This is a genomic window from Kordiimonas sp., assembly GCF_048260245.1.
GTDB lineage: Bacteria > Pseudomonadota > Alphaproteobacteria > Sphingomonadales > Kordiimonadaceae > Kordiimonas.
This window is the reverse complement of record NZ_JBLXGZ010000017.1, coordinates 45,982-60,687: the sequence shown is the minus strand read 5'-3', so window position 1 is coordinate 60,687 and position 14,706 is coordinate 45,982. Positions and strand designations below refer to the sequence as shown.

Genomic DNA, 14,706 nt, shown 5'->3' with positions numbered 1-14,706 from the left:
GCCTTCAAGGACACCGCACAAAGACGGGAGCAAATATGGCTGAGGACGTAAGTGCAAGCCTGCTGGTGATCGGGGACGAAATATTGTCCGGTCGCACACAGGATAAGAATATCGCCTATCTGGCAACCTGGCTGAATGAAGCAGGCATCCAGCTCAAGGAAGTGCGTGTGGTGCCGGACATTGAAGCTGAGATCGCTGATGCTGTGAATGCGCTTCGTACCCGGTATGATTATCTCTTCACCACGGGTGGTATTGGCCCGACCCATGATGACATAACTGTGGACAGCATTGCAGCAGCTTTCGGCGTATCGGTGGTGACGCACAAGGAAGCTTATGCACGCATGGAGGCCTATTACGGCACCGAGAACTTCACACCGGCGCGGCAACGCATGGCCCGCGTCCCCGAGGGCGGCACACTTGTTGATAACCCCGTTTCGATAGCTCCGGGTATTAATATAGAAAATGTTTTTATCCTTGCAGGCGTGCCTAAGATTATGCAGGCGATGCTTGAGGACTTGCGACCACTTCTGCGCAGTGGTCGCAAGGTCTGGACACAGGCGCTGACAATCCATGCCGCCGAGAGCAAGCTTGCCGACGGTCTGGGTAAACTGCAGAAGAAACATGGCGGGGTCAGTATTGGCAGCTATCCGTTCTATCACGCTGGAGTGGGCGCGCAGGTGGTTGTCCGCAGCCCCGATCAAACCGCCGTTGCGGATGCGATGAGCGACCTGCAACTGTACTGCCGGGACAATGGTTTCGCGACGGATGTACCGAGTGACGTTGATTAACCGGCAGCACGGTCACCACTAATTTTTACCGAACGTCAATTGTGCATTGTTCTGTAGGTTTTTTTTGGTCTATAACGCCATCTGCCTACACCGCATATGTGCCCGCATGGTGGAATTGGTAGACACACAAGACTTAAAATCTTGAGACCGTATGGTCGTGCCGGTTCGAGTCCGGCTGCGGGTACCACCTTCATCTACTATAAAGATCGCCCATCGCCAGCTTGAACAGCCGAACATAGGTTTGTGTACCCGCAATATAAAGGGTCTCTGGCGCCTCTCGCTCAATTATGCTGTCCAGCAGGTCGCGCATGGCCGTAATGTCACCGAAAGCGAATGTCGCCACAAGATTATTGCCTTCGGCTGTTTCAGCATAATTGAGGTAGCCCCGAGTCCCACTAAGGGCGACCTCATACACTCTTGGACTGAAGGCCTTGAATGTCGCCAGCAGGTTCTTGCGGTCCTTGTCGTCGGGCAGGGAGGCAAGCACTACGGTTTTGGCACCAAGTAGTTTGTTTTCATATAACGCGGTGTCCGCGGACATCGTGTTGATGATGGCTTCATAGCAGATAGTGCAGTTGCGGTAGCGAATCCACCCAAACGAAGGTGACGATAAGTTGATCTGTGCGCTCGCTTTCCGGCTTACCGTTCTGTCAAGAAAGACAGATGCTGCTGTGCGCGCCAGTTGCTCATTCCGGCTGAACCAGCCTGGATGGTCGGGAAACTGCGCCGGCTTGGCCAAGGGCGTACAGTTCGCGCCGACCAATGCAGGATAAGCAGCCATGACCTCAGGTGGACAAACAAGTGTGCCGGAGGTTTGCGCGATAGATAGTTTGTCACGGGCAATGTCATCAAGACCTGGGCCCAGGTTTGCCGGGTGTTCCAGAAATATGCTGGTGACAACGCTGACGGCGCTCGGGATTTGGCCAACTTCGTCGAACAAGGCACCCCGGCCTGTTTCCAGTACATAAAAATCGACCTGACGTTGCTTGAACCATGCGAGTGCGACCAGCATAAAAAGCCCTGAGGGGGACAGATAACCCCCTTCCGGCAGCCGTGCGAGGGCGGCGTGCAGGTCTGGCTGCAACGCGGTGTATATGGAAGAAAATTCGGTTTTGCTGATTTCTGCACCGTTTACCTGCATGCGGTCGGTATGGTCCAGATCCTCCGGGGAAACCATAAGCCCGACGCTGCTCTCCGAGGACAGCGCCGTAAGGTAGCGGGCGGTCAGGCGGCTCGTGGTACCTTTACCCTTGCTGCCTGTAATTCGGATTGTCTGTGGCGCCTGGGGCAGTAGGCCCAGGTTTTCTGCAAGCGAGACCAGAATCGCAGGGTTCCGAAATTCTCGGTCGAACTTTCCCTTGTGTTGTGGCTTTGCCTGCATATAGGACGTAAAGATGTCGTCAAGTGCGGCTTGGTAGGTAAGAGGTGTGGGCATAAAGCTGGCCTTTTGAATGCGGTATGTGCAGCTTTATGCGTCTGTACGCCGAGATGCAAGCCGCGACGCGTACCATGTCAGGCATCCATGCTGCCGATGATCAGCAATACCCGCAGGACTTCCTGGCGCGCAAACCTGAGTTCAGAAGCCGGGTTGAACTGCTGGAGTACCAGTGTATCTCCGTCCCAGCGGTCAAACTGTTTGACTAGACCGCGATGGCCCTCCAGCTCAACCAGCACAAACCGGCCTTTGTGCGGCTGCTTTTCAGGGTTGATATAAACCAGATCCCCGGCGGCATATTTAGGCAACATGCTTTCTCCGGTCACAAGTATAGCAAAAGCATCCGAGACGCCCTCCAGCGCTGTCGGACGGTATGCCCAGTCGATCGCGCCATCTTCCATAACGATGTTGCCATCGGCACCACCCTGAGCGCGGCCTAAAACAGGAAGGTCGCGAACGAACTGGGATGACCATAGGCCGGAAAGGCTGGGTCTTGAGGGTGAGCTGCCCACAGAGTTGCCCGCAGCAAATGTGCGAGGCGGAATGCGGTGAAGGCGGGAGCGGGCTCTTAAATGGGGTGATGCTGACATATATGTTCTCCTTTTGTTCTATTATGCAAATTTGGCAGGCTGAGAAAAGCGCAAAAGTTGTAAGGGTGCATTTTTCAATTAGTCAGTGGTAACTGCGGGCTTGGCATGGCTTTTGCTGATGACACTGTACTCAGTTTGTGTGGTTCACCGACGGCTGAAAAATGAACAAGAATGCCAAAAAGATAAGATAATGATTTTAAAGGAAAAAATATCACAATCAGACACTAGTGTCGCTGTTCCTGGCATGTTCGAGTGTGCGCATGTTGCCGGGGCGACCGGGGGTTTGACGGTATTTTTTGCCTTTGGGTGCCAACCGGTATCGGGGGAGGACGTCAATGTCGCTTAACAACATCCTGTCCACATCGCTTAGTGGTTTATTTACCAACCAGGCCGCTATCCGGGTTACCTCGAACAACATTGCTAATGTGAATACGGACGGCTATGCCCGCAACAGGGTTGTCACCGAAAGTCAGGTTGTTCAAGGCACGTCTGCCGGCGTCAGCATCTCCGAAATTCAGCGTGTTGTAGACCGGTTTCTGGAAAGTGCACTCCGGACGGCAGGTTCCAATACGGCAGAATATGCCGTTCAGCGTGAATTCCACGACCGGCTTCAGGGTATTCTGGGTGACCCGGCGTCGAACAGTTCGCTCTCAGCCCGTATCGATGACATTTTCGCCGCAGTGTCAGACCTCGCTCTGAATCCTGCTGATGTATTGCGGCGTCAACAGTCCCTCTCCGAAATCGAAAGTTTTACTGACCAGATTAACCTGTTTCAGGACCAAATACAGACTCTACGGGCAGATGCCAGCCAGCAGATTTCCGAGACAGTTGATCAGATCAACACCCAAATTCAACGTATCGCTGAATTGAACCCGCTTCTGGTTCGACAAAACGGTACCGGCGGCGAGACGGGCGGCCTTGAAGGGCAACTGGCACAAGTGCTTAATACGTTATCTGAACTGGTAGACATCAGGGTGGAGCGTACGTCGGCCGGGGGTGTCGCAGTCTCGACGCAGTCGGGTTATCCGCTTTTTGATTCGGCGCCATTGCAGCTTGAGTATGATGCACCGGGTATTGTCGACGCGGGTACAGCGTTCCCAACCATAAATGTTTATTACGTTGATGGTGATACCTATACTCAGACCTCATCATCCAAGGATTTCACGCAGCATATTCGTTCTGGAAAACTTGCAGGACTGCTTGCCATGCGGGACGAGCAGCTTGTGGACCTTTCGCTGTCTCTGGGAGAGCTGTCAGCGCGGACGATGGACGAGTTTAACGCGGTCCAAAACCAGTTTTCAGCAGTGCCACCGCCTAATAGTATGCTGGGTAAACAAACCATTGTTGATGGCAGTCACGCCACCGGGTTCTCGGGCATTGTGACATTTGCAGTGGTCGACGCCGACAACGAGTTGGTGCAGAAAGTCACGGTAGACTTCGATAGCACACCGCCTGCGGACTTCGACGCTCTCGTGGCTCAGGTCAATGCGGCGCTCGGCGGAGCTGGTAGCCTGTCACTTGATAACGGTGTTATGAGCTTCAGCGCGACGAATGCGGCCAATGGCGTTGTCATTGCCGATGATGCAGTAAGCCCCAGTGATCGCGCAGGTCGTGGGTTCAGCCATTATTTTGGAATGAACGATCTGCTTTCTGCCTCGGCAAGCGGGATATACGAAACCGGCCTTAGCGGAACAGAAACGCATGGCATGGGCGCGACCGAGTCGATCAGTTTCAGGATACTGAAGGAAACAGGCGGTGAATTTGCAACGGTAACAGTACCAGTGGGGGCGACCACGACATACAATGATATGGTCGCGGCGCTAAACGATGGCGCAACCGGACTGGGTAACTTTTTTAATTTTAGCCTGGGGGCAGATGGTCAACTATCCTACGCTGCGAGCGGTGGGTACGCCAATCTCAGCTTGCAGGTGGTCTCCGACAGCACCAACATCGCGGCAACAGGCCTAAGCTTCACAAAAGCCTTTGGTGTTGGCGACCAGTACCATGTCAATGCTGCGTCAGGTGTGGAGCTGAATCAGGCTATCCAGAATGACCCCAACCTTCTTGCTCTCGCCGTTTTTGACACCAGCGCCGCGGTGGGCGAGGTTGTGCTGACAGACGGTGATCAGCGGGGCGCACTTGCGTTCCAGCAAATTGAAACCTCACTGGTTAACTTTGCCGAGGCTGGAGAGCTGAAACCAAGTGCTGTTACGCTCAGCCAATACGTCGCGCGTTTTCTCGGGAATGCGGGTTTGCAAGCTTTGCGTGCAGAAAACCTTGAAGCTGACAACATTGCTTTGCAGCAGGAAGTGGCGCAGCGCAACGCTGATGTCTCTGGCGTCAATATGGATGAGGAGTTGGCAAACCTCATAGTCTACCAGAATGCTTATAGCGCCGCTGCGCGAGTACTTTCTAGCGTGCAGGAACTTTACGATAACCTCCTCGCGGTGGTTTAAGGAGACGAAAAATGGTTCGTGTATCCTCATTTGGCCAGCAGCAGCTCATGATCAGAAGTATCATGAACAACCAGCAACAGCTGTTTGATGGCCAACGTCAGATTTCGACCGGAAAAAAGACCGACGAGTATAGTGGCTTGGCAGGTGAGACCAGCACAGTGCTCGGCGCGCGCTCCTTTAAGGCTCGGGTTGATACCTACCAGCAAACGATATCCACGATACGCGGTAAGCTGGATGCCAATGATGTTCAGCTCGACGGTATGATCGATGCGATGCAAAAAATGAAGGAGTCTATCCAGACGACGTTGGCAAACGGTCAGGCGGAAGGTTTCTCCGAACTTCTGGAACAGTCTTTCAAATTTGTGGTGAATTCACTCAATACCAATTTCGATGGGACCTACCTTTTTTCCGGCGCTAAAACTGGGGCTGAGCCGGTAAATGTGGACGATCTCGCAGGCTTGTCGGGGCTGGGAACCGTTGCAGATGCTTTTGATAATGGTAACGTCGCCTTTGAGGCGCGTATTGCAGACGGCGTCGATCTTGAGTTTGGTCTGCTGGCAGACGATGTTGCGGGTGGCATTTTTCAGGAAATGCTAGACCTGTACAACTTTGATCAGTTAGATCCGCTTCAAGGAGAGTTGTCCCAAGCCCAGTTTGATTTTTTGCAAACCCAACTTGGTTCTCTGGATGCTGCCATTGACGATATGCGACAAATTCATGTCTCGAATGGCTTGGCCTATGAGCGGCTTGAGGTGGTGGGTGATCAGCATACGGATACTGCAGTCTTTCTTGAAACGTTTGTCTCGGACTTGGAAGATGTGGATATTGCGGAAGCCATCACCCGGCTAAATAATGATCAAATCGCGCTTGAAGCGTCTTATCGAGCTATTGGCTCGCTTTCGCAATTGTCGCTGTTGAATTTCCTTTAGATAGGCCAAAGGCGTTGCAATTCTCTCGCGGCGGGATAGATTGGGCATCCCAATCTTGGTGAGGAAATTGAATGCCCGTTTCAGCTGAAGAGTTCCGGCAAGGTATGCGCCGCCTTGGTGGCGCGGTGAATATCGTGACCGCGGCGGATGGAGACGTCTGGGCTGGCTTAACGGCAACGGCAGTAACCTCGTTGTCGGCTGAACCGCCACGCCTGCTGGCTTGTATAAATCGTCAAGGCGGAACTTACGACATCGTATCACGGGGGCGCACCCTGGCGGTGAATGTGCTGGGAAGTGCGCACAAGGACTTGGCCATGAGGTTCGCGGGCCTGAGTGGCGAACCGGAAACTGAGCGTTTCAGCGACGGTGATTGGGAGACGGCCGTGACCGGGGCTCCTTTGCTCAGAGATGCACTTGTGGGTTTCGACTGCCGCGTCGAGAGCATTCTGGATGCAGGCAGTCATGCCATCGTAATTGGTAATATTGAGGCCGTAAGGTCGCTCTCTGACCAGGTCGCTGCCCCTCTCTGCTATATGGATGGCAAATGGGCGACACTGGCTCCGCTCGGCTGATATAGCAGTGACTTTGGCACCTGACGGCTAATTGTAGAACACGAATCGCTATATATAGACTCTGCGAATCTATATGATTCGATATATAGTGTTTTTTCATTGGCTTAGCGATTGCTACCTGAGCTTTTTTCTCTAAGGTATTGATTCTTAGCTTGGAATCTATATTCTTGCCTTTGATGTATGGGTGCGTGAGCGCTTTATGGCCTCCAGGTGGGGGTGGCGCAGCCTTTAAGGGGCTGCCGGGAGAGAGTCGTTGGTCAGCAAGGAATTGCAAGAATTGCTGTTGTTGGCGAAGAATAAATCTTCGGCGGGACGGGCGCGCCTTGCTGAAAATATTACGGACCTATTCTTGTCTGACGATGGTCGTCTGAGTGAGCACGAGCGTGCCCTGATGTCAGATATTCTTGGAAAACTCGTTAGTCAGGTTGAAACGGATATTCGTAAGGAGCTGTCTACTTCACTGGCAGCATCAGGTGTAGATTTGCCCGATATTGCAACGGTTTTGGCAAACGACGATATAGAAATCGCTCGCCCCATTCTTGAGAGAAGTGCCCTTCTTAAGGACCCTGATCTTATTGAGATCATCCGGATGCGAACAGATGAGCACCGTATGGCTATTGCAATGCGGGAAGGCGTTTCAGAGCAGGTCTCCAATGCATTGGTCGAATATGGCAGTGAAGATGTCATTGAAACGCTTCTTAATAATCACGACACAACTATTTCCATGCGCGCGATGGAATATCTGGTGGCAGAATCCCGTAGGGTAGACCGTTTTCAGGAGCCATTGTTACAGCGCTCCGACCTGCCAGGGGATCTTGCTTATCGGATGTATTGGTGGGTGTCTGCCGCGTTGCGCAAACGTATTCTTTCAGATTTTGAAGTTGACCCGCTGCTGTTTGAACAGGCGGTGCGCAGAGCTGCGAACACCGTTCTTGTCGACCAAGGCGATCAGCAAAGTGCCTATGTACGGGCGCAAAAGCTTGTCCGCCGTATGGTAGAAAACGGTGAGTTGACGATCCAGTTTTTGGTGAACGCGTTGCGGCAGCAGCGGGTAGCAGTGTTTATAGCGGGGCTGGCCGAGCTTGGCGGGATTAATTTCCGCACTGCATGGCGTATTTTCACCGATAAGGGTGGGGAGAGTTTTGCGGTTCTTGCCAAGGCCGTTGGGGTCGACCGCAACCAGTTTACCAGCATTTACCTGCTTGTCGTGCAGGCCCGTGAGGGCGGAGGGGCTAAATCGCCCGGTGTACTAAAAGATATTTTAGCGCTTTTTGATGCAACATCCGAGGCCAATGCAAAGGGAGCTTTGCAGGTGTGGCAGCGCGACAATGCTTATCAGGAAGCAATCGAAGAACTAGAGAGGGTGGAGTAGTCTCGGCCTGTAGGGGGCTTGATGGGGCATGCTCGGGAGGACATCTGAATGAAGACGAAAAGTTCGTTGGATGATCATAAAATAGTAGACCTTGCTGTGCATAGGGGCAGTGAAACGTTGGAGGGTGCGTTCGGAGCGACACTGCGTCGTGAGGATAGCCGACAACCTGCAGCCAATGAACAAGTCATGGGGCTTGTTGCCCGGATCATTGTTGATGAGTCATTGCCGTTTTATGTTTGCACCTTAGACGGAACGGTGATGCATGTGAACGACCACTACAAGTCTGTTGACAAGGCGCTTGGTGAAGTCACTTTGGCACCGGGCGAGGCGGTGGTCGCGGGCCGTTTTCAGGTGCCGTCACTCAAGCCCGTTATCGACGATGTGCTGGCAAGCAACACCACTGTTCGCGCCGAAGAAATCGTTCGCATCAACGGGCATGACCGTGTCTTCCTCGGTCGTCATTCTCCCGTGCGAAATGAGCGCGGTGACATAGTCGCTGTGGCCGGAACCTATGAGGACGTCACAGCGCAAGTCAGGGGCATTGAGGAAGCAAACAGAACCCAAAGCCGTTTTCAGGATTTTGCACGTGCAAGTTCGGATTGGTTTTTTGAATGTGACGCAGATATGCGTGTCCGTTCGCTGTCGGATCGTTTTACTGCAATCGTCGGGCAACCCGCTTCTCTATTTATCGGATCACGGTTTGAGCAATTCGGCCGATTTGAGCCGAACCTTGACGGACGGCTCGATGGGGCGAACAGTATCAAGTCGCGTAAGCCATTTAGGGAACAGTTGTTTGTAATCGCAGAACCTAGCGGTGGAGAACTGAAGTTTCACCTGTCTGCGGTGCCGGTTTTTGATCGGCAGTCTGGCGATTTTCGCGGTTATCGCGGGGTCGGCATGGATGTTACAGCGCGGTATAAGCAGGCGAGAGAGGCTGATTGTATCAGGCAAAACCTTGAGACCTTGCTGAAGGAGTTGACGCGCAAAAACCTGGCGCTTGATGAAGCGACCGTGCAGGCAACGAGTGCACTGCGTACTAAAAATGAGTTTCTTGCAGCGATGAGTCATGAGCTCAGGACACCTCTGAACGCGATTATTGGTTTCGCGGAGGCTTTCGAACACCAGACCTTTGGCGCTATCGAAAAGTCGTATCTCACATACGCGACTGATATTCGGAAGTCTGGTCAGCACCTTCTGGGGTTGATCAATGATATCCTTGACGTCGCTGTGATTGAAAGTGGTGGTTTGTCATTGTCGATCGATGACCTTTCGTTGGAGCAGGTGTTTGCCAAAGCGGTAAAAATGAACGAGGACGTGGCACTTCGAAAAAAGCTTGATATTAGCGGACTGAAGGTTGCTTCAGACGCGTGGATTCGTGCAGACGATCGCCGCACCACCCAGATATTTGTAAACCTTTTATCAAATGCGATTAAATTTACCCCGGAACAGGGGCGGATTGGTGCAGAGATCAAACAGGGTCTAGCAGGTGGGCAGGTCGCAATTACCGTTTGGGATAATGGGGTTGGGATTGCGCCAGATCATATGGAATATGTTTTCGAGAAGTTCCATCAGGTGACGGATCATATCTATTCGCGCAAGCAGGAAGGCACCGGTCTTGGCTTACATATAAGCCGCGAACTTGCTCGCAGGATGGGCGGAGATATTACGCTTGAAAGCGAGGAAGGTAAGGGCAGCCGCTTTACGGTAACCCTGCCAGTTGCAACGGGTGTGAACGACGATACAGACTTTATCTAGAATAAATAACCCGGAAAAATTCGGGACGGGAGTTGGGGCGTGCGCGGGATAATCTGCGCCGCCCCAATTTTATTCTATTTACCCTCTAGGAAGGTGCGAATGTCGGTCACAAGCTTTTCTATCGATGGCTGGTGCACATACATCATGTGGCCGCTTTCATAATAGGTGAACTCCACACGACTTGTGTCTATACCGTTGGCGTTGAAAGTATTTTCCGTCGCGAAGAAAGGCGTTGCGAGATCGTAGTAACCATTCGCAACCAAAACACGGAAGTCCTTGTTCTGGCGCATGGCCTCGCCCACATGGGGGGCGACATTGGGATAACCTTCGCTGTAGCCGCGCTTGCGTGGTTCAGCCCAGTGCTTGCCCGGTGTGCCGGAGAGCACTTCGTAGCGACGCTCGATATCCACACCAAGGTCATTTTGCAGGTACTGGTAGATACCTGCGGTGTATGCAGCGTCGATGCCATAGCCTGATGGGTCGCCGTCAAACCGCTCCCCTGTACCTTCATAGTCCTGACCTTTGTAGCGGCTGTCGAGGCGTCCTGTGACATAACCCTCGTCACGCAAAAGCTCCTTCATGAAGCGCATGTTGTTGACGCGCAGATTCGCGTTCCTCACATATTGCAGCTTTAGGCCGGTATAGCCGGCCAGCCTGGCGGCGATATCATCGAATGCGGCTTGGCTGAGCCGGTTTCCCTGCAGAAGCGCACTGGCGTAATCGCCCAGGGTAAAGGCCCGAACCTCATCTAGAAAACCTTCAAGCGTACGGCCAGCCCTATCGACTTTGCCGTGATACCATGCTGTCGCGGCCATAGTTGGCAGGTAAGAGATATAGGGTGTGTCGTTGCCGGGCTGGTAGCGCGCGGTCTGGAAATCAAGGATCGAGGAGATGAACACAATGCCGTTCATCGCGATGTCAGACCAGCCACCCTGCAACTCTTCCATGAGGGCGGCTGCTCGTGTGGTGCCGTAACTCTCGCCAGACAGATATTTGGGGCTATTCCAGCGCTTGTTTTTCACCAGCCACAGGCGGATAAATTCCGCGATTGATTTGGCATCATTTTCTATGCCCCAGAAATCTTTGCCTTCGCCTTTCCCAATGGCGCGACTGTAGCCGGTACCCACCGGATCGATGAATACCATGTCGGCAGCATCAAGGATAGAAAGAGGGTTGTCTTCTAGGCGGTAGGGGGCTGCGCCGTCGTCCACTGCGTCGGACGGCAATACTACCCGTTTGGGACCGTATACACCGAGGTGCAGCCAAAGGCTTGCCGAGCCCGGACCGCCATTAAAAATAAAGAAGACCGGACGCTCAGAATTCGATTTCACGTCTGTCCGCAGGTAGGTCACCGAGAAGATCGAAGCGGTCTCTTCGCCTTTGTCGTTTTTGAGGTGTGTTTCGCTCGCGATGGCCTTGTAGCGCAGTTTTACACCGTTAAAAGTGCCGGATTTTTCAGTTTCATAGGTCCTTGCAGCCTCAACGGGCGCCGCCTTTTCCTTCGATTTATGCTCGTCTGCATATGACGGCAGTGCTACAAGGCTAAGCAGCGTTAAGCTGGTCAGAATTTTCGGTAGTTTATTCACTGTCTGTCCCCCTGAATTTTCGTTGCTCCCTCGCTAACGCAGCGAGGATGGTCTGTCCGCCCAAAAGCGACAAATTGTGCATATCAGTAGGCGAACTGTTCGGTAAAAATACGCTCCGCGAGCGTGTGTTCTTTATCAAACATCAGCGTGAAAGAAACATCGCGCGCTTCTTCTACCACCACGTGCCGCACATCGCGTACTTCATGCATGTCGGCCACAGCAGACACGGGCCGCTTTTGTGGCTGGTTGACGGTAAAAGACACGCAAACGTGATGGGGCAACAAAGCGCCACGCCAGCGCCGTGGTCGGAAGGCGGAAAGTGGTGTCAGCGCCAGCAAGCCAGCATCCAGCGGAATAATGGGCCCATGCGCGGAGAGGTTATAGGCAGTACTGCCTGCAGGTGTGGAGACGAGCACTCCGTCCCCCACCAGTTCCGGCATGCGTACTTTTCCGTCGATCGAGATGCGGATTTTTGCTGCTTGCCGGGTTTCCCGCAGCAGGGAAACCTCATTCACGGCAAGATATTCAACCACTTCACCGTCACAGCGTGTGGCGCGCATGCGCAATGGATGCATGGTGTAGCTATCGGCACTGGCTATGCGGTCGGTTAATTCCTGATCATCAAACTCGTTCATCAGGAAACCGACGGTGCCCTTGTTCATGCCGAAAATCGGGATGTCGCGGCCCATATAGGCATGCAGCGTCTGCAGCATAAATCCGTCACCACCAAGAGCAACGATAACGTCGGCATCCTTTGTACCGACGGCCTTATACCGGTTCCGTAACTGTTGGGCCGCCTTGGCGGCTTCGCCAAATTCGCTGGCGATAATCGCGATTTTCATATGTTTCCGTCCCTATATGCGACGCAGTATAGGGAAAAATTGCGCGAGGGCGAGGGGATTTTCATACCAGAAAGGGAAGGTGATCAGCCGCCGGTGTGGCTCATGTGACGGTTGACCTGACCGACCATACGGCCCTCAGCCATGGCAAAATCGTGGCCTTTTGGTTTCGCGCCAATCGCCCTGTCGAGTGCTGAGTGCAGATTAGCCTGTGGATTGTCGGACCTCAGTGCGGCGCGCAGGTCCACGTGATCATCCTGCCCCAGACACATATAAATGCGACCTGTACAGGTGACCCTCACGCGGTTACAGCCATCGCAGAAGTTGCCGGTCAGCGGCGTAATGAGGCCAAGTTTTCTGCCAGTTTCTACAATGGTGTAGTAACGCGCGGGCCCGCCGGTACGGTGGTCGGAAGGTGTAAGTTTCCAGCGCGTCTCAAGTCTGGGCAGCACCGCAGTCAGCGGAAGATAATGGTTTTCCCGTGCATCTGCGACCTCCCCCAGCGGCATGGTTTCTATCAATGTCAGATCAAGGTCTTCGCTGATGCACCAGTCAAGAATATCGGGCAGTTCCGCCTCATTATTACCTTTAAGCGCGACAGTATTGATCTTGACCCTGATGCCAGCGTCGCGTGCAGCTTTGATGCCATTAAGCACATCTTCAAGCCGGTCCCGCCGTGTAATAGTGGCGAACTTCTGCGGATCTAGCGTGTCGAGTGAAACATTGACACGCCTGAGCCCAAATTGTGCAAGTTTTTGTGCCATGTGCGCCAATTGTGTGCCATTAGTCGTGAGCGTGATTTCATCCAGATTTCCGCGCTTTACTTCTTCACCAAGTTGCTCAATTAGCCACAGGATGTTCTTGCGCACGAGCGGCTCACCGCCTGTGAGACGAATGCGCCTCACGCCGCGCTCCATAAACGCTCGTGAAAGGGATAACATCTCCTCCAGTGTCAGCACTTCAGGCTTGGGCAGGAAGGTCATATGCTCCGCCATACAGTAGCGACAGCGCAGATCGCAGCGGTCTGTAACCGACAGGCGCAAATAAGTTATCTCACGCCCAAATGGGTCCCTTAGCGGCATTGAAGCCGATGTATGTGAAAAACTGTCAGGCATTGCGCTAATGTTGGCGGTGATCAGCGCGTCGTCAAGTCATTAGAATGTGATAAGGTTATAAACCTCAGCCTTCGTCGTCCAGAAGCGAACCAAGGGTTTCATCGATGCGCTGGAAAGCCTTGGCATTGGCTTTGAAGGATTGTTCTTCAGCTTTGAGGTCAACCATCTGCTGCAAAAGCTCGGAATAGCCGGGAGTGTTACTCGTGCTTTGCGCCAAAGGTGTGCCACCTGTCGCGGGTATCGGCGGGGCCTTATCAGCAATGCCCTCGGTTACATCAAGTGTGAATGACGCTGCTTCGGCCGAAGACTTGAGAATATCTCTGGCGATGTCGGTTGCGCGGCGTTCGGCCTGCAGCATGCCGGTGGTGGCGGTGTTTAGCGCTTTGATCATATTCTTTGATCCTTTGGATTCATCGTCATCATACACATATTTTGCTAAAATACGCGTTAAGAAATAGACTCAATTTTAAACGGTTAGTTGAACGAATGCTGAAGTGGAACGGATGATGGAAATAGATGTGGTGATAGATGTTGTTTGCCCTTGGTGTTTTGTAGGGAAACGTCAGCTTGATCGCGCGCTTGAAATGCGCCCTGGCGTGGTAACCGAGGTGCGTTACCGGCCTTACCAGCTTTCACCGGAAACCCCGCCAGAAGGTGTTGACAGGAACGCCTATTATGAGCAGAAGTTTGGCAACAGTCCGCAGTTTCAAACAGCCCGTAAACATTTGCGTGAAACGGGCGAAGACCTTGGGATCACTTTTGATTTTGACAGCGAATGTCGCATTGCAAACACGCTGGATGCCCACCGTCTGATGCGTTGGAGTTTGAGTGCGGGAGCGCAAAATGCGGTGGCAGAAGGCTTGATGCAGGCCTATTTCGAACAATGCAAATTCATCGGTGATCACGACCTTCTCGCTGTGATTGCCGCTGATGCCGGCATGGATCGTAAGTTGGTTGCGGAGCTTTTGGCCAGTGACCGGGACAAGGAGCTCATCGCACAGGAGGTGGCCAATGCCCGACAAATGGGCATATCCGGGGTGCCCATGTTTATCTTTGACGGTAAAGGCGCGCTTTCCGGCGCTCAAGGGGCGGAGATGATCGTCAAGGCGATTGATCAGTTGGAAGCAGCTTAAATACATAAACTAGTGGGGTGGAGCATCCCTCAGGGAAAAGGGATGCTCCGGCTCGGTACAATGGGTACTCGGAACGCCGACCAAGGGGGTGGCCGGATAGTCACCCGAAGGGATAGGGGACCCCTCGGGCGGGTGG

Annotated in this window: 13 protein-coding genes and 1 tRNA gene; 8 read left to right on the top strand and 6 right to left on the bottom strand. The window is 53.1% G+C overall.

Going from position 1 to position 14,706, the window contains the following annotated elements; translation table 11 throughout:
• The first annotated feature begins 35 nt into the window (after positions 1-35).
• Entirely contained in the window at positions 36-788 is a 753-nt protein-coding gene (locus ACN0VM_RS10545) for a competence/damage-inducible protein A (protein WP_417450842.1), read from the top strand.
• Between the two features lie 100 nt (positions 789-888).
• Positions 889-975 (top strand) — tRNA-Leu (locus ACN0VM_RS10540).
• Between the two features lie 3 nt (positions 976-978).
• Here ACN0VM_RS10540 and ACN0VM_RS10535 read toward each other — a convergent pair.
• Both ACN0VM_RS10535 and ACN0VM_RS10530 read right to left on the bottom strand, forming a co-directional pair.
• A complete protein-coding gene (locus ACN0VM_RS10535; RefSeq protein WP_417450841.1) occupies positions 979-2,223 on the bottom strand; it encodes a hypothetical protein in 1,245 nt (414 codons plus the stop codon).
• A gap of 77 nt (positions 2,224-2,300) precedes the next feature.
• A complete protein-coding gene (locus ACN0VM_RS10530; protein ID WP_417450840.1) occupies positions 2,301-2,813 on the bottom strand; it encodes a S24 family peptidase in 513 nt (170 codons plus the stop codon).
• Positions 2,814-3,148: 335 nt separating this feature from the next.
• Between ACN0VM_RS10530 and flgK the strand changes: the two genes are divergently transcribed.
• The 5 genes from flgK to ACN0VM_RS10505 all read left to right on the top strand — a co-directional run bounded on the left by flgK (position 3,149) and on the right by ACN0VM_RS10505 (position 9,897).
• Positions 3,149-5,269 (top strand): flagellar hook-associated protein FlgK, encoded by a 2,121-nt coding sequence (gene flgK, locus ACN0VM_RS10525; RefSeq protein ID WP_417450839.1) that lies wholly within the window; start codon positions 3,149-3,151, stop codon positions 5,267-5,269.
• Positions 5,270-5,280: 11 nt separating this feature from the next.
• The gene (locus ACN0VM_RS10520; RefSeq protein WP_417450838.1) at positions 5,281-6,198 is read left to right on the top strand and encodes a flagellin; all 918 of its coding nucleotides are present in this window, start codon (positions 5,281-5,283) and stop codon (positions 6,196-6,198) included.
• A 71-nt stretch (positions 6,199-6,269) separates the two neighbouring features.
• Positions 6,270-6,770 (top strand): flavin reductase family protein, encoded by a 501-nt coding sequence (locus ACN0VM_RS10515; protein ID WP_417450837.1) that lies wholly within the window; start codon positions 6,270-6,272, stop codon positions 6,768-6,770.
• Between the two features lie 253 nt (positions 6,771-7,023).
• Positions 7,024-8,142 (top strand): DUF2336 domain-containing protein, encoded by a 1,119-nt coding sequence (locus tag ACN0VM_RS10510; RefSeq protein ID WP_417450836.1) that lies wholly within the window; start codon positions 7,024-7,026, stop codon positions 8,140-8,142.
• A gap of 48 nt (positions 8,143-8,190) precedes the next feature.
• The gene (locus ACN0VM_RS10505; RefSeq protein WP_417450835.1) at positions 8,191-9,897 is read left to right on the top strand and encodes an ATP-binding protein; all 1,707 of its coding nucleotides are present in this window, start codon (positions 8,191-8,193) and stop codon (positions 9,895-9,897) included.
• A 74-nt stretch (positions 9,898-9,971) separates the two neighbouring features.
• Here ACN0VM_RS10505 and ACN0VM_RS10500 read toward each other — a convergent pair whose 3' ends face one another.
• The 4 genes from ACN0VM_RS10500 to ACN0VM_RS10485 all read right to left on the bottom strand — a co-directional run bounded on the left by ACN0VM_RS10500 (position 9,972) and on the right by ACN0VM_RS10485 (position 13,828).
• Positions 9,972-11,483: a S10 family peptidase gene (locus ACN0VM_RS10500; protein ID WP_417450834.1), complete on the bottom strand. Its 1,512-nt coding sequence runs from the start codon at positions 11,481-11,483 to the stop codon at positions 9,972-9,974.
• Positions 11,484-11,566: 83 nt separating this feature from the next.
• Entirely contained in the window at positions 11,567-12,325 is a 759-nt protein-coding gene (locus ACN0VM_RS10495; protein WP_417450833.1) for an NAD kinase, read from the bottom strand.
• Positions 12,326-12,408: 83 nt separating this feature from the next.
• On the bottom strand, positions 12,409-13,437 hold the full coding sequence (moaA, locus tag ACN0VM_RS10490; protein WP_417450832.1) for a GTP 3',8-cyclase MoaA: 1,029 nt from the start codon (positions 13,435-13,437) through the stop codon (positions 12,409-12,411).
• Between the two features lie 64 nt (positions 13,438-13,501).
• Positions 13,502-13,828, bottom strand: a complete 327-nt coding sequence (locus ACN0VM_RS10485; protein ID WP_417450831.1) for a hypothetical protein — start codon at positions 13,826-13,828, stop codon at positions 13,502-13,504.
• Between the two features lie 112 nt (positions 13,829-13,940).
• On the opposite strand from ACN0VM_RS10485, the gene ACN0VM_RS10480 reads away from it, so the two are divergent.
• On the top strand, positions 13,941-14,570 hold the full coding sequence (locus tag ACN0VM_RS10480) for a DsbA family oxidoreductase (protein ID WP_417450830.1): 630 nt from the start codon (positions 13,941-13,943) through the stop codon (positions 14,568-14,570).
• The last annotated feature ends 136 nt before the right edge of the window (positions 14,571-14,706 follow it).

What these genes read in the sequence shown, in the direction of transcription:
- ACN0VM_RS10545 (WP_417450842.1), top strand. Translation starts at nt 36, where the DNA reads ATGGCTGAGGACGTAAGTGCAAGCCTGCTGGTGATCGGGGACGAAATA.
- ACN0VM_RS10535 (WP_417450841.1), bottom strand. Translation starts at nt 2,223, where the DNA reads ATGCCCACACCTCTTACCTACCAAGCCGCACTTGACGACATCTTTACG.
- ACN0VM_RS10530 (WP_417450840.1), bottom strand. Translation starts at nt 2,813, where the DNA reads ATGTCAGCATCACCCCATTTAAGAGCCCGCTCCCGCCTTCACCGCATT.
- flgK (WP_417450839.1), top strand. Translation starts at nt 3,149, where the DNA reads ATGTCGCTTAACAACATCCTGTCCACATCGCTTAGTGGTTTATTTACC.
- ACN0VM_RS10520 (WP_417450838.1), top strand. Translation starts at nt 5,281, where the DNA reads ATGGTTCGTGTATCCTCATTTGGCCAGCAGCAGCTCATGATCAGAAGT.
- ACN0VM_RS10515 (WP_417450837.1), top strand. Translation starts at nt 6,270, where the DNA reads ATGCCCGTTTCAGCTGAAGAGTTCCGGCAAGGTATGCGCCGCCTTGGT.
- ACN0VM_RS10505 (WP_417450835.1), top strand. Translation starts at nt 8,191, where the DNA reads ATGAAGACGAAAAGTTCGTTGGATGATCATAAAATAGTAGACCTTGCT.
- ACN0VM_RS10495 (WP_417450833.1), bottom strand. Translation starts at nt 12,325, where the DNA reads ATGAAAATCGCGATTATCGCCAGCGAATTTGGCGAAGCCGCCAAGGCG.
- moaA (WP_417450832.1), bottom strand. Translation starts at nt 13,437, where the DNA reads ATGCCTGACAGTTTTTCACATACATCGGCTTCAATGCCGCTAAGGGAC.
- ACN0VM_RS10485 (WP_417450831.1), bottom strand. Translation starts at nt 13,828, where the DNA reads ATGATCAAAGCGCTAAACACCGCCACCACCGGCATGCTGCAGGCCGAA.
- ACN0VM_RS10480 (WP_417450830.1), top strand. Translation starts at nt 13,941, where the DNA reads ATGATGGAAATAGATGTGGTGATAGATGTTGTTTGCCCTTGGTGTTTT.